This window comes from Bradyrhizobium sp. AC87j1 (assembly GCF_002936975.1).
Lineage (GTDB): Bacteria > Pseudomonadota > Alphaproteobacteria > Rhizobiales > Xanthobacteraceae > Bradyrhizobium > Bradyrhizobium shewense.
The window spans coordinates 26,853-50,483 of record NZ_PTFE01000048.1 but is presented as its reverse complement, the minus strand read 5'-3'; the positions used below and the strand labels follow the sequence as shown (position 1 = coordinate 50,483).

The following is a 23,631-nucleotide window of genomic DNA, read 5'->3' as shown; positions in this document are numbered from 1 at the left end:
CAATGAAGACCGAAAACAACCCGGCTAGCTCTGATTTTTTGGGAGCTTGTCCAGTTGCAACGTGATGTGCCGCGCTTTCGCGACTTGTCCGACTTCCTGCGCTTCATCGAAGGCCGGGGACAGTTGCGACGCATTCGCGAGAAGGTCTCCGTCGTCCATGAGATCACCGAGATCCATCGGCGTGTGCTCGGCGCGCATGGACCGGCATTATTGTTCGAGCAGCCCGTCAAGGCCGACGGCAGCCCGTCGGAGATGCCGCTCCTCGCCAATTTGTTTGGAACGGTCGAGCGGATCGCGTGGGGAATGGGCATCACGCCCGACCGTCTCGGAGAGCTCGGCGCGCTGATGGCCGAGCTCCGCGCGCCGCGACCGCCGCACGGCATCAGGGATGCCCTCGACAAGATCCCGCTCGCCCGCGCCGCGCTGGCGACGCGCCCACGCACACGGGCGGCGGCGCCGGTCCAGGACTGCGTCGCGATGGGGCCCGACATCGATCTTGCGAGATTGCCGGTCCAGATCTGCTGGCCCGGCGAGCCGGCGCCGCTGATCACCTGGCCACTCGTGATCACCGTGCCGACGGAATCCGCGACGGCCGACCAGGAGGAGAATGTCGGCGTCTACCGCATGCAGGTGCTCGGCCGCGACCGCGCCATCATCCGCTGGCTCGCGCATCGCGGCGGTGCCCGGCATCACCAGCAATGGAAGGCGCTCGGGCGCGACATGCCGGTCGCGATCGTCATCGGCGCCGATCCCGCCACGATCCTTGCCGCAGTGCTGCCGCTGCCCGAGACGCTGTCCGAGCTGCGCTTCTCCGGCATCCTGCGCAGCGAACGGCCCGACCTCGCGCCATGCCTCACGGTCCCGCTCGCGATCCCGGCCGGGGCCGAAATCGTCATCGAGGGTTTTGTTTCCGCGACCGAAACCGCGCCCGAGGGGCCCTATGGCGATCACACCGGGTACTATAATTCCGTCGAACAGTTCCCCGTGATGCGCGTGACGGCGATCACCAGCCGACGTCAGCCCGTCTACCTCTCGACCTTCACGGGCCGGCCGCCGGACGAGCCGTCGCGGATCGGCGAGGCGCTCAACCAGCTGTTCGTGCCGCTGATCCGTCAGCAATTCCCCGAGGTGACCGACTGCTGGCTGCCGCCGGAGGCCTGCTCCTACCGCATCGCGATTGCGGCGATCAAGAAACGCTATCCCGGCCAGGCGCGGCGGCTGATGCTGGGCCTGTGGTCGATGCTGCCGCAGTTCAGCTACACGAAGCTCCTGATCGTGGTCGACGACGACATCGACATCCGCGACTGGCGCGCCGTGATGTGGGCGGTCTCGACGCGCAGCGATTCCTCGCGCGATCTCGTAACGCTCACCGACACGCCGATCGATTATCTCGACTTCGCCTCGCCGAAATCCGGGCTCGGCGGCAAGCTCGGCATCGACGCCACCACCAAGATTCCCCCCGAGACGGATCGGGACTGGGGCGTTCCGCTGGCCATGGATCCCGCCGTGGTCACGCGTGTCGATGCGATGTGGGCGCACCTCGGCCTGTCCGGCGCGCCCGCACATGCTCCGACCCTCACATGAGCGGGCGGCAAGGCATCATCGTCGGCATCAGCGGCGCCTCAGGCGCCGCAATCGGCATGCGCATCGTCGAGCTGCTGGCCGATGATCCAAACTACGCAGTTCATCTCGTGGTTTCGCCCTCGGCAGAGCATACGCTGAGCGAAGAAGTCGGGAGCGATGCGCTGGCGCGGCTGCGCGCCCTCGCCTTCCGCCACCATCTTCATTCGGACATCGGCGCCGCGATCGCCAGCGGCTCGTATCCGATCGCGGGCATGATTGTGGCGCCGTGCTCGATCCGCACGCTCTCGGCCATCGCCTGGGGGCAGCTCGACGACCTTCTGACGCGTGCGGCCGACGTGCAGCTCAAGGAACGGCGCCGGCTGGTGTTGCTGGTCCGCGAGAGCCCGCTGCATCTCGGCCATTTGCGCGCGATGCTGCAGGCGACCGAGATCGGCGCGATCATCGCGCCGCCGATGCCGGCCTTCTATCTGAAACCACAGTCGCTGGATGAGGTGATCGACCAGATCGCCGCCCGGGCGATCAACCTGCTCGACCTTGCAAAGCTTCGAATACCGGCAAGGATCTGGTCCGGCCCGGGCGCCGACGGCGTGTAGACAGCGGACGGCTCCGGGCAAAGCCGCCGCGCCGGATCAGTTCACCTCGGCAAAACCGAGCGACGCCTTGACGCCCGGCGAGATCATCCAGGGCTGCCAGGGCGGCTCGAACGTCATGGTGACGTCGACCGATTCCACGCCAGGGACCAGGCACGCGCTGTTGGCGACGCCCTCCTTGAGAAAGGACGCGGCGGGACAACCTGGTGTCGTCGCCGTCATGGTGATGTGCGCCGCGCCGTCGTCGATCGACACATCATAGACGAAGCCGAGATCGACGATGTTGTGCCCGAGCTCCGGATCGATCACGACCTTCAGCGCCTGCCTTATCTGAGCCACGAGATCGTCGTCGTTGATCGTCATGCGCAAACCCTCACTGTCAGTTGATATGTGTCCTTCTGCGGCGTGAAGCCGCCGCGCCACTGATGGCCGCGCTTGGTCAGCTCCCGAAACAGGAACACCGGTTCACGACTGAGCAAGGCGCACAGCGTCTGTCCGGGGGCGAGCCGCTCCATTGCAGCCAGAATCCGCACCATCGGCTCCGGCGGATCGAGGTCGCGGTTGTCGAGATGAACCACGGGCTCCGGCCAATCGCCACCGCTCAACGCCGCGGGCGCCGGTTCAGCCGCTCCGAACGAGCCGTCGTCCGGCATGAATCGGATCTCCCATTCGCCGCCTTCGAGCTCGGCCTCCCGATGCGCAAAGCCCTTGCTCGCCATGACGTCGAACAGGGGCACCGGTTTGAAGGGGGCATAGAGCCGCAGCCCCTCCCCGGGCGCGAGCCGCTCGAGCGCGGCCATGATGATCGAGAACGGCTCGCCGCCTGCACGCAGGATCGGCCGGACATCGACGTCGATGAATTGGGTCATTGCAGTCTCCTTTCAGTTTCGCGAGACCAACAGATGGGGCACGACTGCTCCCGTCGGCAGGCGCAGCGGCTCCGCCACGTCCGCAAGCCGCCTTGCCCTGATGAGCTCCTCGCCCAGGCCGAGCGTCGCAAGCGTCACGACCGCGACGGCGACGCGGAAACCGAGCGCCGCGTCGACCAGGAGCATCAAGGTTGCCGCCCAGCTTCCGGCAAAGAACAGCACGAACCATTTCAACGCGCGACGCTCGTCAACGAGATCCTGCACGCGGGGCGTCGGCACTCTGCCCATCACCGGACCGTAGGTCTCGAGCCAGGTCAGGAATGGGACGATCTTGTAGAGATTGGCGAGCACGAGGCCAGTGAGCCAGCCGAACGCGACGAGAAAGGCGAGCGCTCCGACATGTGCCAAGAGAGAACCGGTCGCAACAAACGCGGCGCCGAGGATCGCGACCGCAACCAGGCTTGCCAGCGCAACGAGGCTCATGCGCGTGTTGAGCTCGAGCGCGCGACGCTTGCGGGCTCTGTAGAGGCCGAGCACGTCGCGGCCGTAGGCGATTAGCGACAGCAGCGCCGCGGCTCCTGCCAGCAGAAGCGCCACAATCACCCCGGTCGCGCGCCAGAGTGCAAGCACGCCGCCGACAGCTCCGGCGGCCAGCGCCGCAATGCCGGCAAGCCAGGCAAGCCGCCCCAGCCTCGCATCGCCGTCGGGCGCGAGCATGAACATCGCCAGCAGGCGATAGCTGACGCCCATGGCCGTGAATGTCAGCCATCCGCCAAGCCCGGCAATCGCGTGGATCGGAACGCCCGACACCAGCAGGTCCGGCCATTGCGCGCCGATAGCGGTTCCGGACAGCACCAGAGAGAATATGCCGCCGAATGCCGCCGTGACACAGATGCAGGCAAGCCCGGCTGCGACGAACCGCGCAGGCCTCGGCAGCGGGCGGGCCGACCAGAGTGTCATGCCGAGATTGGCAACGACCAACGCGAAACCGGCAATCAGCAGGCTCGCGCCGACCGGAAGCAGCCGGGGCGGCCCGTCGAAGTGCCCGCCAAGCGTCAGGAAGCCCGCGAGCAGGATGGTCAGCCCAAACGTCAGCAGCGCCAGAGCCGGCAGTGTCCAGCGCTCAGCATAGAGCGGCCTTGCGACCAGCACCGGCACGAACTGGAACAGCGCGCCACACAGGACCGTGCTCAACCAGCCGATGCTAACCATGTGCACGATGACGAGCGTGTCCGGGCCGCCAATGTCGTGGTTCGGAAAGCCGAACCCGGCGACAACAAGCACTTCCGCGAGCAGCAGCCATACGATAGCGACCGCGAAGTAGCTGATGACCCATTTACAGAGGCTGGTTCCAATCACGGCTTGCTTCCCATCGCGCGCAACACGAAACCCCGTGTCGGCACCCGAAAAGGTAAGCGGTTGCAGTCACCACCACTTTGTCGAGGCGCAAACTCCGGCGCCTTTCGCGACTGCCGACATCAGCATCTGTTCAGGGCAAGACCAACTTCTTGCGGATCGCATAGCGGACGAGCTCAGCGGTGGACGACATCCGGAGCTTGCGCATGGCCGAGGCGCGATGGGTCTCGACGGTCTTCACACTCAGTTTCAGGATGGAGCTGATCGACCTGTTGGTATGCCCCTCCGCGATCAGCTGGACCACGCTCTGCTCGCGTGACGTCAGCAGCATGTCGGCCCGATTCTCCTTGTTGCCCTGGTAGTCGTGCAGCAGCCTCTCCAGCAGGATGCTGGTGAAGTAGGGCCTGCCGTCGAGCAGGGCCTCGATGGCGGAAATGAGGTGCTTGCGTGCGTCTGACTTGAACAGAAAGCCGCGCACCCCGGCCAGAATGGCTTCGGTCAGAAGCTCTTCGCTCTCGTGCATCGTCAGGATCAGGACCTGCGCGCCAAGGTGGAGCGCCTTGAGGCGGCGACTGACCTCCAACCCGTTCATGACCGGCATGGAGTAGTCGACGATCACGATGTCCGGCCTGGTCTCGAGCGCCAGCGCGACCGCCTGCTCGCCATCGGTCGCCACGCCGCTCACGATCCAGCTGGAATGCGCTTCGATGATTGCACGCAGCCCGGAACGCACAACTTCATGATCATCCGCAATCAAGATGCGTTTCACCGCGTCGTTCCCGTTGGCCGACCCTTGCGCTTCCGGGCCGATACCGGCAGCAAACCGGCAGCACAGTCGAACGATCATAGGGAGCGTGGCTGGAATCGTTATCCCACAAAACCCTGATATCTCCCGGCGAAGGTACCGACGCCCGTATTGCTCGCGAATATCGCCGTTTCAAGCCTCGACCAGCCCGGTCCGAACGGCGTACCGGACCAGCCCCGCCGTCGAGTTCACCTCCAGCTTGCGCATCGCTGCTGCCCGATGGGCCTCGGTGGTCTTGACGCTGAGGTCGAGGATCGCACTGATGCCCTTGTTGCTGTATCCTTCCGCGACCAGCTTGACGACCAGTTGCTCGCGGGCCGTGAGTTCGTGATGCCGCTCGCCGTTGGTCCGCGGCGCATGGTCGAGTTCGGTCTTCCGGGGCCAGAATGGCCGGTGCAGCAACAAGGCTTCGACAGCTGCGACAAGCAGCTTGTTGGCGTCGGACTTCACCAGGAATGCACGCGCCCCCGCCTCGAATGCTTGCTGGGCAAGCAAGCCCGAATTGTGCACCGTGAAAATCAGCACCTCAGTCTGCAGCGGATACTCTCTGATCCGCCGCGCCACCTCGACGCCGGTCATGCGGGGCATCGAGAAGTCGACGATGGCGACATGGGGCCGGCTTTCGATCGCGGCTGCTACCGCCATGCCGCCGTCATTCACCTCGGCGACCACCTCCCAATCCACCCGTTGCTCGAGCACCGCCCGCAAGCCCGACCTTACCGCCTCATGATCGTCCGCGATGAGAATTCGCTTCATGGCAGAGCACTCCGAATCCGCATCGGCGATGGGCCGTGACCCCGGCCCGCCGCCCCGCGGTTAGTGTTTTTTCGCTGATTGTGCGCCTGCGCGGGCCCTTGCATTTGTCGTGGCCCCGCGGCGATTGGCCCTGTTCGCCGGGGGAGCATAGGGAAATACTGCACACAGCACCGTGCCGGCATGCCGGGGCGCGCGACTGGATTGGATGTCGAGCGTACCTCCGATCTCGTGCAGCCGCGCTTGCATCGCCGGAATTCCGACACCAACAGAGACCGCGCTCCTGCCGAAACCCGGCGGGAGCCCACGTCCATTGTCGCTGAGCGTCAGGTGAAACCGGCCGTCCGCGGTGTCGATGACGATGGCCACCTCGGTCGCGTTCGCATGACGGAAGACGTTCGTCAGCGCTTCCTGGACGACCCGCAGCAACGTTCGTTTCGTCTCGTAAGGCAACCGATCCACATCCGGCACGATGTTGACACTCGCGCGCAACGACGTGCGCGCCGCAAACCCCTCAGCGTACCGCTCGATCGCAGCCTTCAGGCCCTCACCGGCGAGGTTCCGGGGATGCAGCAGATAGGCAAAGGCGCGGATTTCCCGGAGGGCTTCATCGATCGATGCATCGATTTCGTCGCAGAGCCGCTCGGCCAAATCCGGTTCGCCGATGCTGCTTCGGATCCGCATGAGACCGAGACTCGCGGCAATCAGGTGCTGGCAGGTCGAATCGTGGAGATCGGACGCTATCCGCTGCTGGATGCCTTCCTGGATCGATACCAGGCCGAGATTCACGTCGAGCCCGTTGCCCTGTCCGACACCGCTCTCGAACGCGCGGCTGCGCAGGGTGCGGTGGCTGCCGATCAAGCGAACCGCACCACCACACGAAGATTGAACGACCGGAGTTACTACCGTTTCGACGTTCCGGGGCGAGCCGCCGAACGCGAGACGCTGCCGGATCCTGATCTCCGCTCCTTCCGCAACGCACGCCCCCAGCGCCTGGCAGACGATTCTAGCGTCGTCCGCGTTCATGCAATCGAACACATCCATGTCGTAGACGTCTTCCGGCGAGAGACCGAGCCGGGACCCAAACTCCGGATTGATCGCCTCATAGACGAAGCGCCCTTCAGGAGACGGACGCACGACGAAGAGGAGATCAGCCGAAAACGTCCAATAGAGCGCTTCGATCGATTGTTCCGAACCTCTCCGCAGCCAGTTCCCGAGGCCGGTTCGATGCGACTCGCTGGCGGGGGCGACATGTACCTTCACGATACGCACTCACTCTTCTCCGGCGACATCGCGACGCTGACAACAGCATCGCCTGTGTCCGCTCGCCTGTTCGGGGACTTCTCCCCTCGCCGGCTCGCGGACGCGCCTTGGAGCCGATCCGACTATACACCCTGGAATTGACCCACAACAAGAGGTAGCATTTCCATGGGATTAAAATCTTGAATCCGCGACGCGGCGTCTGCGCTGCGCGACAAAGCGGTTCGTGCCCTGCGGAAGCGCTCGAATTTGGCGCAACAGAGATTAAAAATGCGGGATTCCGAGCGGCGGAGTTCCGAGACAGCGAACTCCCGCGCCGATAGGCGGCTATGCCTACCAACTTAGCGAGGCGCTAGCGGCTGCCGCCACTATTTGCGCCGGACTTCCTCCTGCGTTCCGTCCTTGCTTTCGGAGTCGTCGGGGGCGGTGCAATCTGCAGGGGATGCGATGGCGGCGTCAGACGGTTTGTCGCAGCATCGTCCCGAAGCGCATCGGTATCAAGACGCTGGCTTCGATCGACGGCGTCGCGCGGATCGGCGGCGGCAACGGATGCCGCCGCTATGCCCACAACAATGCCGATCAACAGCGACAAGCCTCTTGCGTGCATCGATCGGATACCTCTCAAAATGCGAAGTCCAGACGAGGGCCGATGCGAACGTCCCTATATCGCCGGAGCGGCACGTTCGACGTTCGCGCCTCGTACAGCACGGTCGTCGTGAGCGACACATTGCTCGCAAAATTATACTTCAGACCGACGTCTGCCGAATAGAGCTGATCGTGTCGTCCGCGATTGAGCCCGTCGGTGAACCAGTAAGCCTCAAACAGTGGCGTGCTCACAATCGACCATTTGGAATCGAGCTTGACCTCGATACCGAGCACGGCGTCGAAGCGCCAGCGGCGCGCCTCCGCCAGGTCGGAAAATCGATAGGTCAGGAGCAGCAATGGCGAAAACGTCGCGTTGTTGAAGCGGAAGTCGCGGGCAACCGAGCCCATCACATCGTCCGAGGTGAAGGCCAGGTCGCGGTAGATACCGTCAAAATCGTAGCGATGCTCGTAAATGGCGGAGAAACGCCAGCCGTCCCAGTTTTGGGTCAGACGCCCGCCCATCCGCGCGACGGCAAAATTGCCGTCCTTCTCCCGCGAAAACGCTTCATATTGCGCCCGCGCATAGAGGCGGTACGACAGGTCATTGCTGAGGTTCCCGTCCAGCCGGACGCTCACGTCGGGCACGTAGTAAACGTCCGACTTGCGGTTGTCCCGGCTAAACAGGGCGTTGTCGGTGAAGGCGGGCGCGATGGAACCCACGACGCTCCAGGATGGTGCGGAGGTGTAAGGTACAGGGGCCGCGATCGTCTTGAACTCGGTGACATCAAGGTCGGCTGCGCCTGCCGTGCTTGCGCCGAGCAGACCAAAGATCGGCAGAAGACTCCTGGACCTTCGCATGGCGTCCCTCGACGGCTGTCGCGTGCATCGGGATTCGCGTCAGGCTGTGACACGATTGTGGCGTGTTAATGTTCTTCGACTAAATCACGGGTTGATCAGATCGATCATCGTTTCGTAAGAGGCCGCTGATGCGAGCCTAGTAATCGACCGCGTCCCTGATGATCGGACAGGTCATGCAATGACCGCCGCCGCGACCACGTCCGAGTTCCGCACCAACGATGGTAATGACCTCGATGCCTTCCTTGCGCAGCAGCGTGTTGGTGTAGGTGTTGCGGTCATAGGCGAACACGACGCCAGGGGATGCGCAGACGAGATTGGCACCGCTATCCCACTGGGTGCGCTCGCGCATATAGGCATTTCCGCCCGTCTCCACCACGCGCAGCTTCTTCAGCCCAAGCGCCTCTGCCACGACCTCGACGAAGGGCTTTTCATCCTTCCGCAGCTCGATGCCTGCGGAGCTGTCGGCCGGACGGTAGGAAAATGCCGCGATATTGTTGACGATGTCCGGATAAAGCAGCACGCAATCGCGATCGGCGAATGTGAAGACCGTATCCAGATGCATCGCCGCTCGAAGCTTGGGCATGGCAGCCACGATCACGCGCTCGGCCGCCTTCTTCTTGAACAGGGCGGCAGCGAGCTGGCTGATGGCCTGCCGCGAGGTGCGCTCGCTCAATCCGATCAGCACGTTGCCTTTTCCGATTGGCATCACGTCGCCGCCCTCAAGCGTCGCAAGGCCGTGATCCTGTGTCGGATCGCCCCACCAGACGTTGACCTTGCCGGCGAAATCCGGATGGAATTTATAGATGGCGGCGGCGAGGATAGGCTCTTCGTGGCGCGCCGGCCAGAACAGCGAATTCAGCGTAACCCCTCCGTAGATCCAGCAGGTCGTATCGCGCGTGTACAGGGTGTTGGGAAGGGGCGGCAGAAGATACTCGGTCATGCCGGCCGCTTCCCGGATGAGCCTGAGCGTCTCGCCGCCGCGGGCTTCCGGAAAGTCCTGGGTCGACAATCCGCCGATCAGCGTCTCCGCCAGCTCGCGCGGCTTGAGGCTTTCCAGATAGCCGCGCAGCTCGTCGATCAGGCCGAGGCCAACCTGATTGGGGATCACCTGGTTGTCGAGAATCCACGTCCTCGCCTCCGGAATGGCGACCGTGTCGGCGAGGAGATTGTGCATCTCGACGACTTCGATACCGCGGTCACGCATCTTCTGCACGAAATCGAAATGATCGCGCTTGGCATTGTCGACCCATAGGACGTCGTCGAACAGCAAGGTGTCGCAGTTCGTCGGCGTCAGACGTTGATGAGCCCGCCCCGGCGAACAGACCAGCACCTTGCGCAGCTGGCCGACTTCCGAATGAACACCGAAGGGAATCCCTGCATCCGATGTCTGCTTTGTCATGAGGCCTATCTCCGGAACTGCTCCGCTCAGATCGTGATGTAGCCGGTGGCCAGGCCGTGAATGCCGATGACCGCGCCGATCGCAACGACAATGAAGATGATCCACTCGACAAAGGTGAAGACTCTCGCCTTCTGCTCGAGGCGTGCCCATAAATACAGTGCCGTGCCGGGCGCGTAGAGGATGGCCGACAGCAGCAGATATTTCATTCCGGCCGCATAGATCAGGAAGAGCGTGTAGATCAGCGCAATTCCGGTAAAGACCAGCCCGCTTCGACGCTGGTCCGGGCGCTTCTCATAGGTCTCGCCCCGCTTGACCAGCAGGAGCCCGTAGGCAGCGACCAGGAAAAACGGGATCAAATTCATGACGCTCGTCAGATTGAGCATCAGCGAGAAGGCGTCCCGCGACCAGTAGGTGCTGATGACGAAGAGCTGGACGACGATGTTGGTCAGCCACAGCGCCGCAGCCGGGACCTTGTTCTCGTTCTCGGTGCCGAACAGGGCCGGCATATCCCTGGTGCGGCCCGCGGCCGAAAGCACTTCGGTGCAGATCAAGCTCCAGGCGAGATAAGCCCCGAGCACCGAAACTAGAAGTCCGATGCTGACGAAGACCGCGCCCCAATGCCCCACGACGGCCTCCAGCACCGCCGCCATGGACGGCTGTCGCATCTCGGCGATGTCGGCGCGCGGCAGCACGGCGTAGGGCAGCATGGTGACGAGCACCATCAGGCTGGTCACCATCACAAAGCCGATGATCGTCGCCGCGCCGACATGGGATCGCTCCTTGGCATAGCGGGAATAAACGCTGGCGCCCTCGATCCCGAGGAACACGAACACCGTGACCAGCATGGTCGCGCGGATCTGCTCGAAGAGCCCCTTGTCCGGCATGCCCTCGCCGCCCCAGAAATTGTCGCCAAACTGGTCGGCCTTGAAGGCGAAGATCAGGATGACGATAAAGACCAGGATCGGCACGATCTTGGCGATGGTCACGATGGTGTTGATCGCGGCGGCCTGTTGCACGCCACGCAGGATCATGAAGTGGAAAAGCCAGATCCCGATCGAGGCAACGATGATCGCGATGACGGTATTGCCGTCACCAAACACAGGAAAGAACGCGCCCAAGGTCGACTTGATCAGGACCCAATACGACACGTTGCCAATGCAGCTTCCCATCCAATAGCCAAGCGCCGACAGGAAGCCGGGATAATCGCCGAAACCTGCTTTCGCATAGGCGTAGACACCAGCATCGAGTTCAGGTTTTCGCTCCGCCAACGACTGAAACACGCGCGCCAGCGTGTACATGCCACCGCCGGCGATGCACCAGGCCAAGATGGCGCCGAATGGACCGGTTGCGATGCCGAATGTGCGCGGCAGTGAGAAGATGCCGGAACCAACCATGGAGCCGACCACCATGGCCGTCAGAGCAAACAGCGAAAGCTTCTGGATCGACGGCGTCGCGCTCATGTGAAGGCCTCGAACCGCGAGTGATGGTCGGCGCTGCGGCCGCTACGCTCGTTGGAACCCGGACGATGCGCCGTGGAGCACGCATGGCCAATCAGGTGATCACCTAGTCGAGGTCCGGGATTACCCTCACTGCCCACACGCTCTCAGGCCGCGAACGAAGAGCCGGAAGCGTCGGCCGGCTCCTTTCCGCCAAACCAGGCCACATACAGTGTCGGCAGGAAGACCAGGGTCAGACCGGTCGCAACCAGCAGTCCGCCCATGATCGCAAAGGCCATCGGCCCCCAGAACACCGTTGGAGCAATCGGGATCATGCCGAGAACGGTGGAGACGGCCGTCAGCATGATTGGACGAAAGCGGGAACTGCTGGCATCCACCGCGGCCTGCCAGGGCGCCTTCCCCAGTGAACGCTCCGCCTCGATCTGGCCGATCAGGATGACCGCGTTCTTGCTGATCATGCCGAGCAGCGCAAGCACACCGAGAATGGCGACGAAGCCCAACGGCCGACCCGACAACAGCAGCGCTGCGACGACGCCGATCAGACCGAGCGGCGCAACGCTGACGACCATCAACAATCGCGGAAAGCTCTGCAACTGGGCCATCAGGACCGTGAACATGACGAACAGCATCACAGGCACCACCGCCATGACGGACGCCTGCGAATTCCGGCTTTCCTCCACCGTGCCACCGACCACGACGCGGTATGAAGCCGGCAGCGCCGTCTTCAGCTTTGCCATGGCCGCGGCCTGCCTGTTGACGACCGTCTCCGGCAGCACACGGTCGGCAATGGCGGCCCGAACCGTGAGCGTGGGCACGCGATCTCGTCGCCAGATCAGCGGAAACTCCTGATCATACTCGAACGATGCAAACTGGCTCAATGGAACGGTCCGCCCGCCCGCGATCGGCATCTGCAACGTGCGCAAGCTCGCCAGCGAGACCCGCTGTTCGTCGGTCGCGCGGACCACCACATCGACCAGGTAGATATCGTCCCGCACCTGTGTGACCGGCGTGCCGGATATCACGGTGTTCAGAACGGTGGAAATCGTCTGCGAACTGAGTCCGAGCAGGCGGGCCTCGTCCTGGTTGACGCGAATCCGCACCTGGCGATCGGGCTCCATCCAGTCGAAATTCACGCTCTTGGCGGCCGGATCGGCCCCGACGATCCGTGCGACCTCGAGCGCGATGTCGCGCACCCGCTCGACGTCCGGACCGCTGACGCGATACTGCAGTGGCCATCCGACCGGGGGACCGAGGCCGAGTGGAGACACCGACGAGATCGCGTTCGGAAACTCATCGGCGAGGAATCGTTCCAGCTTGCCATGCAGCCGCTCACGCGCCCCAATGTCTCTGGCGACGACGACCGCCTGCGTGAAGAAGTCGTTCGGCAATTCGACGCTGAGCGGCAGATAGAACCGGATCGCACCGCGCCCGACATAGGTGCTCCAATGCGCGACATCGGGATCGCCCGTGAGCATCTTGTCCAGACGCTTTGCCGCGGTTTCGCTGGCAAAAATCGATGCATTTTGCGGCAGGCTGAGATCGACCAGCAGTTCCGGCCGATCGGAGGACGGAAAGAATTGTTGCGGAATGAGCGGCAGCGCGAGCACGGAGGCGACGAACAGCGCGGCCGTCCCACCGAGGGTCACCCACTTGGCGCGGATCGCCGATATCAGGAATCGTCGATACAGCCGGAATACCCGTCCGGGAGCCGCAGCGCCCTTCTGCTTGGGCGGGACAAGGATGGCAACGCCGAGCAGTGGCGCGAAGATCACCGCGACGAACCAGGACGCCAATAGCGCGATCGCGACCACAGCGAACAGCGAGAACGTGTATTCGCTCGCGGCACTTGCAGCAAAGCCGACCGGAATGAAGCCCGCGATCGTCACGAGCGTTCCCGCAAGCATGGCAGGCGCGTGGGTCCGGAACGCGTAGCTGGCGGCCTCGACCTTGCTGTCCCCCAACGCCAGGCGAACGAGCGTGGCATCCGTCGTCGTCATGGCATCATCGACCAGCAGGGCAAGCGCAATGATCAGGGCGCCGAGCGATATGCGCTGCATGTCGATCTGAAGGACCGTCATGACCGGGAACACGATCGCAAGCGTGAGCGGGATCGCCAGCGCAATGATCAGGCCCGGACGAACGCCGAGGCTGATGAAGCTCACGACCAGAATGATGGCGATCGCCTGCAACAACGAGGTCATGAACTCGCCGACCGCCTTGCCCACGACGACGGCCTGGTCGGCCACCAGGCTGGGCTCGATCCCGATCGGCAGATCAGCGGTGATCCGCGCCATCGCCGCCTTGACGTTCCTGCCGAGTGCGAGAATGTCGCCGCGGTCGCGCATGGCAATGGCAAGCCCGATCGCCGGACGGCCATTGATTCGGAACAGCGGCTGGGGTGGATCGACGTAGCCCCGCCGCACCATCGCAAGGTCACTCAGGCGCAGCATGCGACCGCCTGCGGCGAAGTTGATATCGGCGATGTCCTGCTCGGACAGGAAGCTGCCCGACACCCGCAGCGATATCCGCTCGGTGCCGGTCTGAATCGTTCCCGCCGGCATCACGATGTTCTGCGCCCGCAACGCCGCAATCAGAGCCGTGCGATCGACGCCGAGATTTGCAAGCTCCTGCTTGGAGAACTCGACGAAGATCACTTCCTCCCGTGCGCCCAGCAGCTCGATCTTCGCGACATCCGGTACAGCCAGGAGCTGCGAACGGATCGCCTCGACCCGGTCACGCAGCTCGCGTTGCGCGAAGCCATCGCTGGTAAAGCCGTAGACGATGCCAAAGGTGTCGCCGAAATCGTCGTCGAAGAACGGCCCGACGACACCGGCAGGCAGCGTATGGCGAATGTCGCCGATCGTCTTCCGTACGTGGTACCAGGTATCGGAGACATCCCGCGCATTGGCGCTTCCCTTGAGGTTCACGAAGATGGTCGTGAGGCCTGGCCGGGTGAAGCTGCGCAGGAAATCCAGATGCGGGGTCTCCTGCAATTGGCGCTCGAGGCGCTCGGTCAGCTGCTTCATCGTCTCATCGGCCGTCGCCCCCGGCCAGACGGCATGAACGACCATGGTCCGGATCGTGAAAGCCGGATCCTCGTTCCGGCCCAGCCGGAAATATGACAGGACGCCGGCGGCCACCGCTATCAGCATGAGGTAGACGACCAGCGAGCGTCGCCCCAGTGCCCATTCCGAAAGGTTGAATCCGCTCATCGCCCCGATCCGAGCACGCGCACCTTCTGGCCTGGATGAAGTGCCTGAACGCCCGCAGTGACGACGATCTCGCCGGCATCAAGCCCTTGCGCGACGATCACCTGCGCCTGGTCGAACCGCAGCACGTCGACGTTCCGCACTGAGACCGTATTGGCCGAGGGATCAAAGACCCAGACGGCCGGCTGTTGATTCATCCTGGTCAGCGCGGTTACGGGAATGCCGATCATCGGGCCGGAGCTCGCCTCGGCGCGCCCGACCACGGTCGCCCCGAGCCGCATCGCAGCCGGCGGATCGGTAAGGCCCACCTTGACCTCAAAGGTCCGCGTGACCGGGTTGGCCTGGGCGGCGACCTGCCGGACGCGCCCCTGCGCCGTCACTGCCGGATCGTCCGTGAGCGCGACCGTTACCTGCAGATTGGCAGGCGCCGCTCTCACCAGTTGGGCGGGCACATCGAAGACCGCATCACGAGCGTCCTGGCGAGCGATCTTCGCGATCGTCTGCCCGGCCTGAACGACCTCGCCGGCGGCGGGGCCGGTCTCGGTGACCTTGCCCGGCGCATCGGCGCGCAGCTCGGTAAAGCCGACTTGATCGTGGGCGGCGCTCAACTGGGCTTCGGCCATATCGAGCTGCGATTGGGCGGTCTGCTGCGCCTGCGTCGCGGCTTCGAAGTTGGCGCGGGTGGTCCAGCCCTGCGCTAGCAGCGTCTGCTGACGCTCGAAATGATTGCGGGCCTGAGTGAGCTGGCCTTGCGCAGCAGCAAGCGCCGCCTGCGCCTGGCGTAGCGCGTTCGCTTCGTTCTGCGATTCCAGTTGCGCCAGAAGCTGGCCGGCCTGGACGCGATCACCAAGCCGGGTGTTGTTCGAAAGCAGCCGCCCGCCGATTCGAAATGCAATGCTGACCTCGTCCTCCGCCTCGATACGCCCGGTAAACGTGAACGGCGTCAGCTGCTCGCGCTTCTCGACCGTGGTCGTGCGAACCGGACGTGGCGCCGGGGGCGTGTCCTCCACCGGGTCCCTTTCACAGGCGGCTACCAGCAGCGTGGCGACCGCTGCGACAAGCGCGATATTCAGCGGCCGCATCGGCATGACATGATCATCGGTCAACTGCTCCACTGACGATCTTGGCGATAGATCATCTCCCTTCCATCGGTAAATCTACTGAGCGATCACCGATGCAATCGTGGTCCGGAGAACCTTCCAGCAGCAGTCAGAAGATTCCCAGGGCAACGTCAGGCAATCACCCGATACCGGGGACGCCGCAAGCGGTGCATTAAGGCTGCGCCTGCTCCCGCCGCGGCGCGTTCGCCAAAGCAGCAGGTGGCAAGGGAACCGGCCGCTCAGGCTCCGAATGATTCACACGACGATAGGAGGATCGACATGAGAAAGCTGGCTTTGCTGTCCGCGGCCATCTTCATTGCGCTCAGCGCGATGGGCTCGGCGACGCCCGTACAAGCGCAGGATCTGGCATGGTGCTCGAAGATCAAGGGAATGCTCAACTGCATGTATGAGACCCGCTCACAATGCCGCGCATCGGTGAGCGGACGGCAGGGCACCTGCGTGCAAAATCGCCGCCGCTGACGGCAGCGCTCAGTCCGATATCGGCCGGGCGGCGTAAATGACGTGCTGTTGGTTGTCGTACGCCACCCGGATTCGGCATGAATGCCGCAACTGTGCCTGCCCCATCGGGACATTCCTCCGCCAACGCCCGGGGTTTCCTCCAATCGCGGCGGGTCTCCTTGCACGATAGCATCGACTGCTCCGGTTCGCATTTGGATCAACGGGAGGTGTCAATGTCCGATCTTGTCGCGATCGTGTATCCGTCGGAAGCAAAGGCAGAAGAAGTCCGCCAGCAGCTATTCAAGCTGCAGAAGGAATATCTGATCACAATCAGCGACGCCGTGATTGCCGTGAAGACGGACGCGGGTGGCATCAAGCTCAATCAACTCGTCAATACCACTGCCATGGGCGCAATGACGGGAAGCTTCTGGGGCCTTCTCATCGGCGTCCTGTTCCTGAACCCAATCCTCGGAGTCGCGGTGGGCGCCGCCTCCGGCGCGCTCGGCGGCGCGCTCTCGGACTTCGGCATCGACGACGCCTTCATGAAGAGCCTGTCGACCAGCCTCCAGCCCGGCAACGCGGCCTTGTTCGTCCTGATCAAGCACATGACGGCGGACAAGGTGATCAATGAGATCAAGAGCGCCGGCGGCGTTGTGCTCAAGACGTCACTCGACGAGACGAAGGAGAAGCTCCTCCGCGATGCGCTGACGAGTGCGGTGGAGCGGCCGGCGGCCTGAAGCCGCCGTTCCTTCCTGTCTCAGCCTGTCTCAGCGCCGGCCGCCCGCAAGCCGCAGCAGCATCATGAAGAGGTTGATGAAATTCAGATAGAGCGACAGCGCCGCGATGACCGACTTGCGACCCGCAGAGGTATGGTCATCCGCGCTGTCGTACATCGCCTTGATCCGCTGCGTGTCGTAGGCCGTAAGCCCGGCAAATACGCCGACGCCAACGATCGAGATCAGCCAGTCGAGCGCGGTCGAGGACAGAAAGATATTGATCAGGCTTGCGATGATGACGCCGATCAACCCCATGAACAGGAACGTGCCGAGCCCGGAGAGATCGCGTCGCGTCGTATACCCGAAGGCGCTGAGCGCTCCGAAACTCGCGGCGGCAATGAAGAAGACCCGGGCAATCGACGAGTTCGTGTAGATGTGGAATAACGTCGAGAGCGATACGCCGACCAAGGCGGCGTAGAGGAAGAACAGCAGCCGTGCCGTTGACACGGACAGCGTATTGATGCGCGAGCCGATGAAGAAAACCAGCCCCAGCGGCGCCAGAATGAAGACCCACATCAATGGGCTCTGCAGCAACGCCGGGCCTGTGAGCTGATAAGTCAGCCAGGCCACGACGGCGGTCAAGCCGACGCCCGCGGCCATGTGAGCGTAGATGCGCAGCATGTATTGATGCAGGCCAGCGTCCACCGCAAATGCGCCGCCAGCCGTCTCCGCCGCAGTCAGATTTTGATCGAAATTTGACACATCAGCCTCCTCTGAACTTCGCCGAGGGAGGCGACATTAATCCTCGGGCTTCCGGAACAGCATCGGACAATCACCCGAATGCCGCCCGTGGAAATTACCCTTCTTTGTCGCAACTGCGGGCATCGCAGGGATGCTGCACATTACCGATACGAGAGCTTGGAACTACGTCTAAGCCCTTTGGCGTACGCTCCTTACAGCTTTGTCACTTGGAAGCCGGGTGGGTCGCGATCTAACTCAATGCCATGCGCTTCTTCTTTCACATCGCCGACAGATACGGCCTCTTTCCCGACGGAATCGGACAGGACTGCCGAGATCACGATGCAGCCATCCTGCACGCCAGACGCCTCGCCGCTGAGCTCGCCAAGGCCGGTGAATTCTGCCGCGGCAGTGTCGTGCTTGTGGCCAGCCCGCCGCAGACGGCATGCGGAGCCCCGGGCGGCGGCTGATTTTTCTGCCCTCACCACCTACAGAGAATCCCTGATGTGCGCATGCGGCAGACACCTCTAAGGTCGTCCGCAGGGGACGGTCGGCAGATGCGACCAGCACCGCGCTGCGGATTGGGAGACCATTCTCCGTCATGGCGTCTTCGTCGAACGAGGTCAATCAAGAGCTTTCCCGCAACGCGTTGATTGCGCTTGTGATCGGATCGATGGTGGGATCCGGCATCTTCGCCCTGCCGGCGGCGTTCGGACGTGCCACCGGCGCCTTCGGTGCGATCATCGCATGGATCATCGCAGGGACGGGCATGCTCATGCTGGCGCTCGTGTTCCAGTCGCTGTCGCAGCGCAAACCGGAACTGGATGCCGGCATCTACGCCTACGCCAAGGCCGGATTCGGCGACTACATCGGATTCGCGTCGGCCGCCGGCTATTGGATCGGCTGCTGTCTTGCCGACGTCGCTTGTCTCATTCTGATCAAGGCCACACTCGGCCAGTTCTTTCCGATCTTTGGCGACGGCACGACGCCGACGGCCATTGCATCGGCGACACTGCTTTTGTGGAGTGTACACTTTCTCGTGCTGCGGGGCATCAGGGGCGCGGCCAGGCTCAACACGATTGCAACCTTCGCAAAGATCGTTCCGATACTCCTGTTCATCGTGGTGGCCGCGTTCGTGCTCGACCGCGACCTGTTGGTGCAGAATTTCTGGGGAACGGAGCCGCCGAGTATCAGACAGGTGCTGAGCCAGGTGCGCTCTACGATGCTGCTCACCGTATTCGTGTTCGTCGGCGTCGAAGGCGCGAGCGTCTATTCGCGCTACGCCAGGAATCGCGCCGACATCGGCATTGCGACGGTGGTGGGCTTTATGAGCGTTCTCTGCCTGCTCGTCCTGGTGACGCTGCTGTCCTACGGCGTGTTGCCGCGGAACGAGCTGGCGGATCTTTCGACGCCGTCGATGGCAGGCGTGATGGAATCAATGGTCGGGCGCTGGGGCAGCGTGTTCATCAGCCTGGCCCTGTTGATCTCGATCCTCGGCAACTATCTGTCCTGGTCGCTGCTCGCCGCGGAGATCCTGCATTCGGCGGCGATGCACCACACGATGCCGTCCTTTCTCGCGCGTGAGAATGCGAACAAGGTACCTGTCGGTGCGCTCTGGCTGACCAACTGTGTGATCCAGGCATTCCTGCTCGTCAGCTGGTTCGCCGAATATGCCTTCACGCTCGCACTGAAGATGACGAGTGCGATGACGCTGATTCCCTACGTTCTCGTCGCGGCCTATGGCCTCAAGCTCGCATCGACCGGCGAGACCTATTACGCCGGCGAGCGCGCTCGCACGACCGATTGGATCCGCGCCGCCGTTGCGACGCTCTACGCCGCCGCGATGATCTACGCCGGCGGACCGAAGTTTCTCCTGCTGTCCTCGATCCTCTACGCGCCCGGAACCTTGCTGTTCCTGATGGCCAAACGCGAGCGCAAGGAAAGCACATTCACGAGAACCGAAGCCATCCTGTTTGCGGCGGTCGCAATCGCGGCGGGCGGCGGAGTCTATGGGCTCGCCGTCGGTGCCCTTTCGATCTGACCCAGCGTCTTTGATTGTAGGGAGGCGAACATGAACATGACGATCACGCGTTGCAGCTTGCTCCTTGCCGGGTTGCTGGCCGTCGCGGCGCCGCCCACCGTCACGCTCGCGCAATCGAAGGACGACAGCGCGGCGATGGCAAAGGAGACCGGCACCGCCACATCCAAAAAGGAGGCGCCGCCGAACACCAACACCAATCCGACAAAGCACCGGTACTGGCGTCATCGCGGCGGCAGACACCCGCATTATGGCAGCCGCCGCCTCCGCACCTGAGACATCGTAGGGGCCCCTTCAATGGATCAACCTGACGGCGATTCCGGCATGCGCTCAGAAAAATACCGAGAGCTCCCTCGGCACGAGATCGCTGTCGACGAGCCCGGAGAGGCCGGAAGGCCAAGTCTGCTGGCCGTCGGTCTCACCCTGCTCGCCGCCGGCGTCGCTTTATTCCTGATCTGGCAAATGGTCTCCAGCCTTCTGATTGTCTTTGCCGGGGTGTTGTTCGCCGCCTTTCTGGACGCATTGGCGCGAGCTTTGGCGCCGGTCCTTCCACTCAAACGAGCCTGGCGGTTGACGCTCGTTGTCTTGCTTCTGTCCGCGCTCTCTTGTTTCGGCCTCGCCTGGGGCGCGCGCAAGCTGCCGGAACAGACGCGCCTGCTTCTGAAAGTGATGGATGCGCAGGTTGATCTGCTCCAGGGGCACCTGCTGTCGTATGGCGTGGACCTGCTCGGCCCGGAATGGGGCCGCGACTTTGCACAATGGCTGTTCGCCGATCAGGGCCGGTTCTTCAGCCACGCTCAGTTTCTGCTCGGCGGAGCATCGAGCCTTCTGACCGCCGTGCTGGTGATCCTGTTCCTCGGCATTCTGTTCGCTTTCGATCCCACCGGCCACCGCGAAAGCGTGATCGCGCTGGTCAGGCATTCCCATCGCGCCCGTGCGCGCGCCGTGATGGACGAGATGGGCAACGTCATGCGGCTGTGGTTCGTCGGACAATTGATCCGCATCATGCTGATGACGTTGTGCGTGTGGCTCGCGCTCTATCTCATCGGGCTGCCCGGTCCCTTCGTGCTTGGACTTCAGGCAGGTCTGTCGAACTTCATTCCCTATCTCGGGCCGATCGTTGCCGCGATCCCGATCGCGCTCGTCGCGATGCCGCTCGGCGCATCGCTCCTGATCTGGGCGGTCGCCGTGTACACTATCATCCAGTCGATCGAAGGCTACGTGATCGGCCCACTGATCCAGCGCCAGGCAGTCGAGACCCCGCCGGCGTGGACACTGGTTGCGATCGTCCTTCTCGGCGCTCAGTTCGGCGTCATGGGCGTCGCAGTCGCGATGCCGCTGGTTGCGATCGGTCGGGTTGCGATCGTCAGGTTCTATGTCGAGGACTATCTGGGCGGCGATCCCAAGCCGCCATCAATTGCGAGCGAGCAGCCATGAGCGAGTTTGAAGCGCAGCCGAGTGATGCCCCGGCGCGTTCGACGACGGCGCGTTTCCTGTGGCAGCAACTCCCCTACATCGTCGCGCTGCTGCTCGCCATCGTCGGCGTTGCCTACACCAACGTCTCGCACCAGCCGTTGACCGGCTATTGGGAGTTTCTGGCGCTCGCCATCGGCGTGGTCTGCGTTGTCACCAAGTGGCCGGAGATCGAGGGCAAGGAGGGCCAGATCCGGTTGATCTGGACGCAGGCCCTGCACTGGATCGCAGTCCTGATCACGATGAACATCATGCTGGTCTCCGGCGTGCAGCAGTTGCTTCCGACCCCTGCAACGGGGCTCGTCCTGCTGACGTTGCTCGCGCTCGGCACGTTCCTTGCGGGCTTGAGCCTGCTGTCGTTGCAGATCGCCTTCCTTGGCCTTGCAATGGGCGCCGCCGTTCCGGCGATATCATGGCTGAAGCAATCCATCTTCTTCTTCCTGCTCGGGGCGGTGCTGCTGATTGGCCTCGCCATCTCGTTCTGGTGGCGCCAGGACGGCAGCCCCGCGCAGAGCGCCGCCAGGGACATCACGAGCCAACGGGAGGATTGAATGCAAGCGTTGCGATATCTTGCCGCCATCGGCGCATCCGTCGTTCTTTGCGCCGTCACCTCGCCCGCGCAAGCCGAGAGATTCAGGGTCGGCAGGCTCCTGTGCTTCTCGGAGCCACGCGTCGGACTGGTGCTTGGATCGACGCAGGCGCTGCGTTGCGTGTTCAACGCGCTGCGCCCGCCCCGGCAGTACGTCTACGAAGGACGGATACGGCGCGTCGGCGTTGATATCGGCGTGACCAGCGCCGGCGCGCTATCCTGGGCCGTCTTCGCCAGGAACTCGCGGATAGGCCCCGGCACGTTGCGCGGCAGTTACGTCGGCGCGAGCGGAAATTTTGCATTCGGTCCCGGCCTCGGCGCCAACGTCCTGGTCGGCGGCTCGCGGAGGAGCGTGATGCTGCAGCCGATCTCGGTCGAACGCTCGATCGGGCTCAATCTCGCGGCTGGCGTGACTCATCTGACATTGGGACCGCGAGGCGGGCTCTGATCCCGCCGTCTTGCTCCCGCGGTTCGGTCTGCTCTTGATGCCGGTCCGCGCAGGGAGAGGATGAGAACATTCCCGGCCTGCCGCTCAGGGTTTCGTCCGATGTCGGCGTCGGGTGTTCGAAGTTAGGATCCGATGCATGCTCGATCGGGCCGTAACCGCCCAGGAGGATCGCATGACAGTGTATGACAGTCGCGGGAGTCTCGATGCCGTGGTTGCTCCGCCGCTGTGGGTTTGTGCGCTCCTCGGCGTCGTCCTGATCGCCGCCGGCCTTTTCGCGCTGGGCGACCTTGCCTTCGCCACCGTCGTCAGTGTCAAGCTCATCGGGCTCACCGCGATCGCCGCCGGCGCATTCGAGATTGCCCACGCCTTCTGGACCAAGGGATGGGGCGGGTTCCTTTGGCAAGTCGTGCTCGGCGCGCTCTACCTCGCCTTCGGTGTCGTGCTGCTCACCCAGCCGGTCTCGGGCGCGCTGATCCTGACCTATTTCCTCGGCGCGGTGCTGTTCGCTTCGGGTGTGATTCGATGCGTGCTGAGCTTTGCCTATTGGCGGCAGAACGGATGGATGATGCTGATCTCGGGCGTCTTCGCGGTGATCGCCGGCGTGCTGGTCCTGTTCGGCTTCCCCACCATCAGCGCTTGGGCTCTCGGCTTCCTGTTGGGCGTCGACCTGATTGCCCATGGCCTGGCATGGCTGCTCTATGCGCTGCAATCGGTGCGAACGACCGGATAACAGAGGAGAGAACAACCATGGATGCTCCCAGTCGCCGCGTCTTCCTCAGCCTTGCGATGAACGCTATTGCCGCCACCGCGATCGGAGCGTCCGGCGCGCACCTCATCGGTGTTGCGAACGCAATGCCGGTCGATCCCGATCTCTCTCGGGCCGGTCGGGCACCGGAGGATCGCGCCATCCCGGTGCAATGGGGACCTCCGCCGCGACCCGGCTGGGGCCCGTCTCGTCCTGGCTGGGGCCCGCGACCGCGCCGGCGCCGCCGCTGGGTTTGCTGGTGGCATCGTGGGCGCCGTCATTGCGGTTGGCGCTGGTAGTCCGAAGGGGGCGAGGAAATGGTACGCAACAAGAACCAATGGCTCCTCATCGCCGTGCTGGCAGTGCTTTTCCTCGGCGCGAGCTGGTTCTGCCTGTCAGTCTGGAGGGCAACGCCCTCGATGCCGCCCTACGGGAACATCGTGCTGGCGGCGGCTGCGATCCTCGTTCTGGTGCTCGGCTGCGGCCTGATCGCGCTGATGTTCTACAGCCATCGCAAGGGCTACGACGAGCCGGCGCGCAGCAACCGAACCGCGCGGGACTAGCACAGCCCGTCGAACGGCGGAGGTCCGACGCCGGCTG

Annotated in this window: 24 protein-coding genes; 11 read left to right on the top strand and 13 right to left on the bottom strand. The window is 63.6% G+C overall.

Annotated elements, in window-relative coordinates:
- Positions 1 to 54: 54 nt before the first annotated feature.
- Together CV770_RS23410 and CV770_RS23405 are read left to right on the top strand one after the other, a co-directional pair.
- The gene (locus CV770_RS23410) at positions 55 to 1,584 is read left to right on the top strand and encodes a UbiD family decarboxylase (RefSeq protein ID WP_201759999.1); all 1,530 of its coding nucleotides are present in this window, start codon (positions 55 to 57) and stop codon (positions 1,582 to 1,584) included.
- Positions 1,581 to 2,177, top strand: a complete 597-nt coding sequence (locus CV770_RS23405) for a UbiX family flavin prenyltransferase (RefSeq protein WP_104464017.1) — start codon at positions 1,581 to 1,583, stop codon at positions 2,175 to 2,177. The genes CV770_RS23410 and CV770_RS23405 overlap by 4 nt, the downstream gene beginning before the upstream one ends.
- Positions 2,178 to 2,213: 36 nt before the next feature.
- Here CV770_RS23405 and CV770_RS23400 read toward each other — a convergent pair whose 3' ends face one another.
- The 11 genes from CV770_RS23400 to CV770_RS23350 form a co-directional block, all read right to left on the bottom strand.
- The gene (locus CV770_RS23400; protein ID WP_038949673.1) at positions 2,214 to 2,537 is read right to left on the bottom strand and encodes a metal-sulfur cluster assembly factor; all 324 of its coding nucleotides are present in this window, start codon (positions 2,535 to 2,537) and stop codon (positions 2,214 to 2,216) included.
- Positions 2,534 to 3,043, bottom strand: coding sequence for a DUF2249 domain-containing protein (locus CV770_RS23395; RefSeq protein ID WP_104464016.1), 510 nt, complete (start codon positions 3,041 to 3,043; stop codon positions 2,534 to 2,536). Before CV770_RS23395 ends, CV770_RS23400 begins: the two co-directional genes overlap by 4 nt.
- A 12-nt stretch (positions 3,044 to 3,055) precedes the next feature.
- Positions 3,056 to 4,402, bottom strand: a complete 1,347-nt coding sequence (locus tag CV770_RS23390) for a hypothetical protein (protein WP_201759998.1) — start codon at positions 4,400 to 4,402, stop codon at positions 3,056 to 3,058.
- 130 nt (positions 4,403 to 4,532) lie between these two features.
- Positions 4,533 to 5,168 (bottom strand): response regulator, encoded by a 636-nt coding sequence (locus tag CV770_RS23385; RefSeq protein WP_028143785.1) that lies wholly within the window; start codon positions 5,166 to 5,168, stop codon positions 4,533 to 4,535.
- Between the two features lie 168 nt (positions 5,169 to 5,336).
- Entirely contained in the window at positions 5,337 to 5,960 is a 624-nt protein-coding gene (locus CV770_RS23380; RefSeq protein ID WP_018318087.1) for a response regulator, read from the bottom strand.
- Between the two features lie 60 nt (positions 5,961 to 6,020).
- Positions 6,021 to 7,229 carry a sensor histidine kinase gene (locus tag CV770_RS23375; protein ID WP_104464015.1) on the bottom strand — a complete coding sequence of 403 codons (1,209 nt, stop codon included), beginning with the start codon at positions 7,227 to 7,229 and terminating at the stop codon, positions 6,021 to 6,023.
- Between the two features lie 609 nt (positions 7,230 to 7,838).
- Positions 7,839 to 8,660, bottom strand: a complete 822-nt coding sequence (locus tag CV770_RS23370; protein ID WP_104464014.1) for an outer membrane beta-barrel protein — start codon at positions 8,658 to 8,660, stop codon at positions 7,839 to 7,841.
- Between the two features lie 136 nt (positions 8,661 to 8,796).
- Positions 8,797 to 10,059: an arginine deiminase gene (arcA, locus tag CV770_RS23365; RefSeq protein ID WP_028143788.1), complete on the bottom strand. Its 1,263-nt coding sequence runs from the start codon at positions 10,057 to 10,059 to the stop codon at positions 8,797 to 8,799.
- A gap of 26 nt (positions 10,060 to 10,085) precedes the next feature.
- Positions 10,086 to 11,519 (bottom strand): basic amino acid/polyamine antiporter, encoded by a 1,434-nt coding sequence (locus tag CV770_RS23360; protein ID WP_104464013.1) that lies wholly within the window; start codon positions 11,517 to 11,519, stop codon positions 10,086 to 10,088.
- 143 nt (positions 11,520 to 11,662) lie between these two features.
- On the bottom strand, positions 11,663 to 14,728 hold the full coding sequence (locus CV770_RS23355; protein ID WP_104464012.1) for an efflux RND transporter permease subunit: 3,066 nt from the start codon (positions 14,726 to 14,728) through the stop codon (positions 11,663 to 11,665).
- Positions 14,725 to 15,831, bottom strand: a complete 1,107-nt coding sequence (locus CV770_RS23350) for an efflux RND transporter periplasmic adaptor subunit (protein WP_104464031.1) — start codon at positions 15,829 to 15,831, stop codon at positions 14,725 to 14,727. The genes CV770_RS23355 and CV770_RS23350 overlap by 4 nt, the downstream gene beginning before the upstream one ends.
- Before the next feature lie 273 nt (positions 15,832 to 16,104).
- On the opposite strand from CV770_RS23350, the gene CV770_RS23345 reads away from it, so the two are divergent.
- Complete coding sequence (locus tag CV770_RS23345; protein WP_104464011.1) at positions 16,105 to 16,305, top strand: DUF3551 domain-containing protein; 201 nt, start codon at positions 16,105 to 16,107, stop codon at positions 16,303 to 16,305.
- Between the two features lie 212 nt (positions 16,306 to 16,517).
- Positions 16,518 to 17,021, top strand: a complete 504-nt coding sequence (locus CV770_RS23340; protein ID WP_028143792.1) for a DUF1269 domain-containing protein — start codon at positions 16,518 to 16,520, stop codon at positions 17,019 to 17,021.
- Positions 17,022 to 17,051: 30 nt separating this feature from the next.
- Here CV770_RS23340 and CV770_RS23335 read toward each other — a convergent pair whose 3' ends face one another.
- Positions 17,052 to 17,762, bottom strand: a complete 711-nt coding sequence (locus tag CV770_RS23335; RefSeq protein ID WP_091962808.1) for a Bax inhibitor-1/YccA family protein — start codon at positions 17,760 to 17,762, stop codon at positions 17,052 to 17,054.
- Between the two features lie 191 nt (positions 17,763 to 17,953).
- A complete protein-coding gene (locus tag CV770_RS42190) occupies positions 17,954 to 18,226 on the bottom strand; it encodes a hypothetical protein (protein ID WP_161500020.1) in 273 nt (90 codons plus the stop codon).
- Positions 18,227 to 18,339: 113 nt separating this feature from the next.
- Here CV770_RS42190 and CV770_RS23325 point away from each other — a divergent pair, with 113 nt between their 5' ends.
- The 7 genes from CV770_RS23325 to CV770_RS23295 all read left to right on the top strand — a co-directional run bounded on the left by CV770_RS23325 (position 18,340) and on the right by CV770_RS23295 (position 23,594).
- On the top strand, positions 18,340 to 19,779 hold the full coding sequence (locus CV770_RS23325; RefSeq protein ID WP_104464010.1) for a basic amino acid/polyamine antiporter: 1,440 nt from the start codon (positions 18,340 to 18,342) through the stop codon (positions 19,777 to 19,779).
- 30 nt (positions 19,780 to 19,809) lie between these two features.
- Positions 19,810 to 20,052, top strand: coding sequence for a hypothetical protein (locus tag CV770_RS23320; protein ID WP_091962818.1), 243 nt, complete (start codon positions 19,810 to 19,812; stop codon positions 20,050 to 20,052).
- Positions 20,053 to 20,100: 48 nt separating this feature from the next.
- On the top strand, positions 20,101 to 21,213 hold the full coding sequence (locus tag CV770_RS23315; protein ID WP_104464030.1) for an AI-2E family transporter: 1,113 nt from the start codon (positions 20,101 to 20,103) through the stop codon (positions 21,211 to 21,213).
- On the top strand, positions 21,210 to 21,800 hold the full coding sequence (locus tag CV770_RS23310) for a hypothetical protein (RefSeq protein WP_091962821.1): 591 nt from the start codon (positions 21,210 to 21,212) through the stop codon (positions 21,798 to 21,800). Before CV770_RS23315 ends, CV770_RS23310 begins: the two co-directional genes overlap by 4 nt.
- Positions 21,801 to 22,286 (top strand): DUF992 domain-containing protein, encoded by a 486-nt coding sequence (locus tag CV770_RS23305; protein WP_091962823.1) that lies wholly within the window; start codon positions 21,801 to 21,803, stop codon positions 22,284 to 22,286. It begins immediately after the preceding gene.
- Positions 22,287 to 22,458: 172 nt separating this feature from the next.
- The gene (locus tag CV770_RS23300) at positions 22,459 to 23,016 is read left to right on the top strand and encodes an HdeD family acid-resistance protein (protein WP_018318104.1); all 558 of its coding nucleotides are present in this window, start codon (positions 22,459 to 22,461) and stop codon (positions 23,014 to 23,016) included.
- A gap of 332 nt (positions 23,017 to 23,348) precedes the next feature.
- Positions 23,349 to 23,594, top strand: a complete 246-nt coding sequence (locus CV770_RS23295; protein ID WP_091962830.1) for a hypothetical protein — start codon at positions 23,349 to 23,351, stop codon at positions 23,592 to 23,594.
- Positions 23,595 to 23,631 lie beyond the last annotated feature (37 nt).

What these genes read in the sequence shown, in the direction of transcription:
- arcA (WP_028143788.1), bottom strand. Translation starts at nt 10,059, where the DNA reads ATGACAAAGCAGACATCGGATGCAGGGATTCCCTTCGGTGTTCATTCG.
- CV770_RS23395 (WP_104464016.1), bottom strand. Translation starts at nt 3,043, where the DNA reads ATGACCCAATTCATCGACGTCGATGTCCGGCCGATCCTGCGTGCAGGC.
- CV770_RS23355 (WP_104464012.1), bottom strand. Translation starts at nt 14,728, where the DNA reads ATGAGCGGATTCAACCTTTCGGAATGGGCACTGGGGCGACGCTCGCTG.
- CV770_RS23405 (WP_104464017.1), top strand. Translation starts at nt 1,581, where the DNA reads ATGAGCGGGCGGCAAGGCATCATCGTCGGCATCAGCGGCGCCTCAGGC.
- CV770_RS23370 (WP_104464014.1), bottom strand. Translation starts at nt 8,660, where the DNA reads ATGCGAAGGTCCAGGAGTCTTCTGCCGATCTTTGGTCTGCTCGGCGCA.
- CV770_RS23320 (WP_091962818.1), top strand. Translation starts at nt 19,810, where the DNA reads ATGAACATGACGATCACGCGTTGCAGCTTGCTCCTTGCCGGGTTGCTG.
- CV770_RS23400 (WP_038949673.1), bottom strand. Translation starts at nt 2,537, where the DNA reads ATGACGATCAACGACGACGATCTCGTGGCTCAGATAAGGCAGGCGCTG.
- CV770_RS23315 (WP_104464030.1), top strand. Translation starts at nt 20,101, where the DNA reads ATGCGCTCAGAAAAATACCGAGAGCTCCCTCGGCACGAGATCGCTGTC.
- CV770_RS23305 (WP_091962823.1), top strand. Translation starts at nt 21,801, where the DNA reads ATGCAAGCGTTGCGATATCTTGCCGCCATCGGCGCATCCGTCGTTCTT.
- CV770_RS23360 (WP_104464013.1), bottom strand. Translation starts at nt 11,519, where the DNA reads ATGAGCGCGACGCCGTCGATCCAGAAGCTTTCGCTGTTTGCTCTGACG.
- CV770_RS23310 (WP_091962821.1), top strand. Translation starts at nt 21,210, where the DNA reads ATGAGCGAGTTTGAAGCGCAGCCGAGTGATGCCCCGGCGCGTTCGACG.
- CV770_RS23340 (WP_028143792.1), top strand. Translation starts at nt 16,518, where the DNA reads ATGTCCGATCTTGTCGCGATCGTGTATCCGTCGGAAGCAAAGGCAGAA.
- CV770_RS23295 (WP_091962830.1), top strand. Translation starts at nt 23,349, where the DNA reads ATGGTACGCAACAAGAACCAATGGCTCCTCATCGCCGTGCTGGCAGTG.
- CV770_RS23300 (WP_018318104.1), top strand. Translation starts at nt 22,459, where the DNA reads ATGACAGTGTATGACAGTCGCGGGAGTCTCGATGCCGTGGTTGCTCCG.
- CV770_RS23345 (WP_104464011.1), top strand. Translation starts at nt 16,105, where the DNA reads ATGAGAAAGCTGGCTTTGCTGTCCGCGGCCATCTTCATTGCGCTCAGC.
- CV770_RS23325 (WP_104464010.1), top strand. Translation starts at nt 18,340, where the DNA reads ATGGCGTCTTCGTCGAACGAGGTCAATCAAGAGCTTTCCCGCAACGCG.
- CV770_RS23380 (WP_018318087.1), bottom strand. Translation starts at nt 5,960, where the DNA reads ATGAAGCGAATTCTCATCGCGGACGATCATGAGGCGGTAAGGTCGGGC.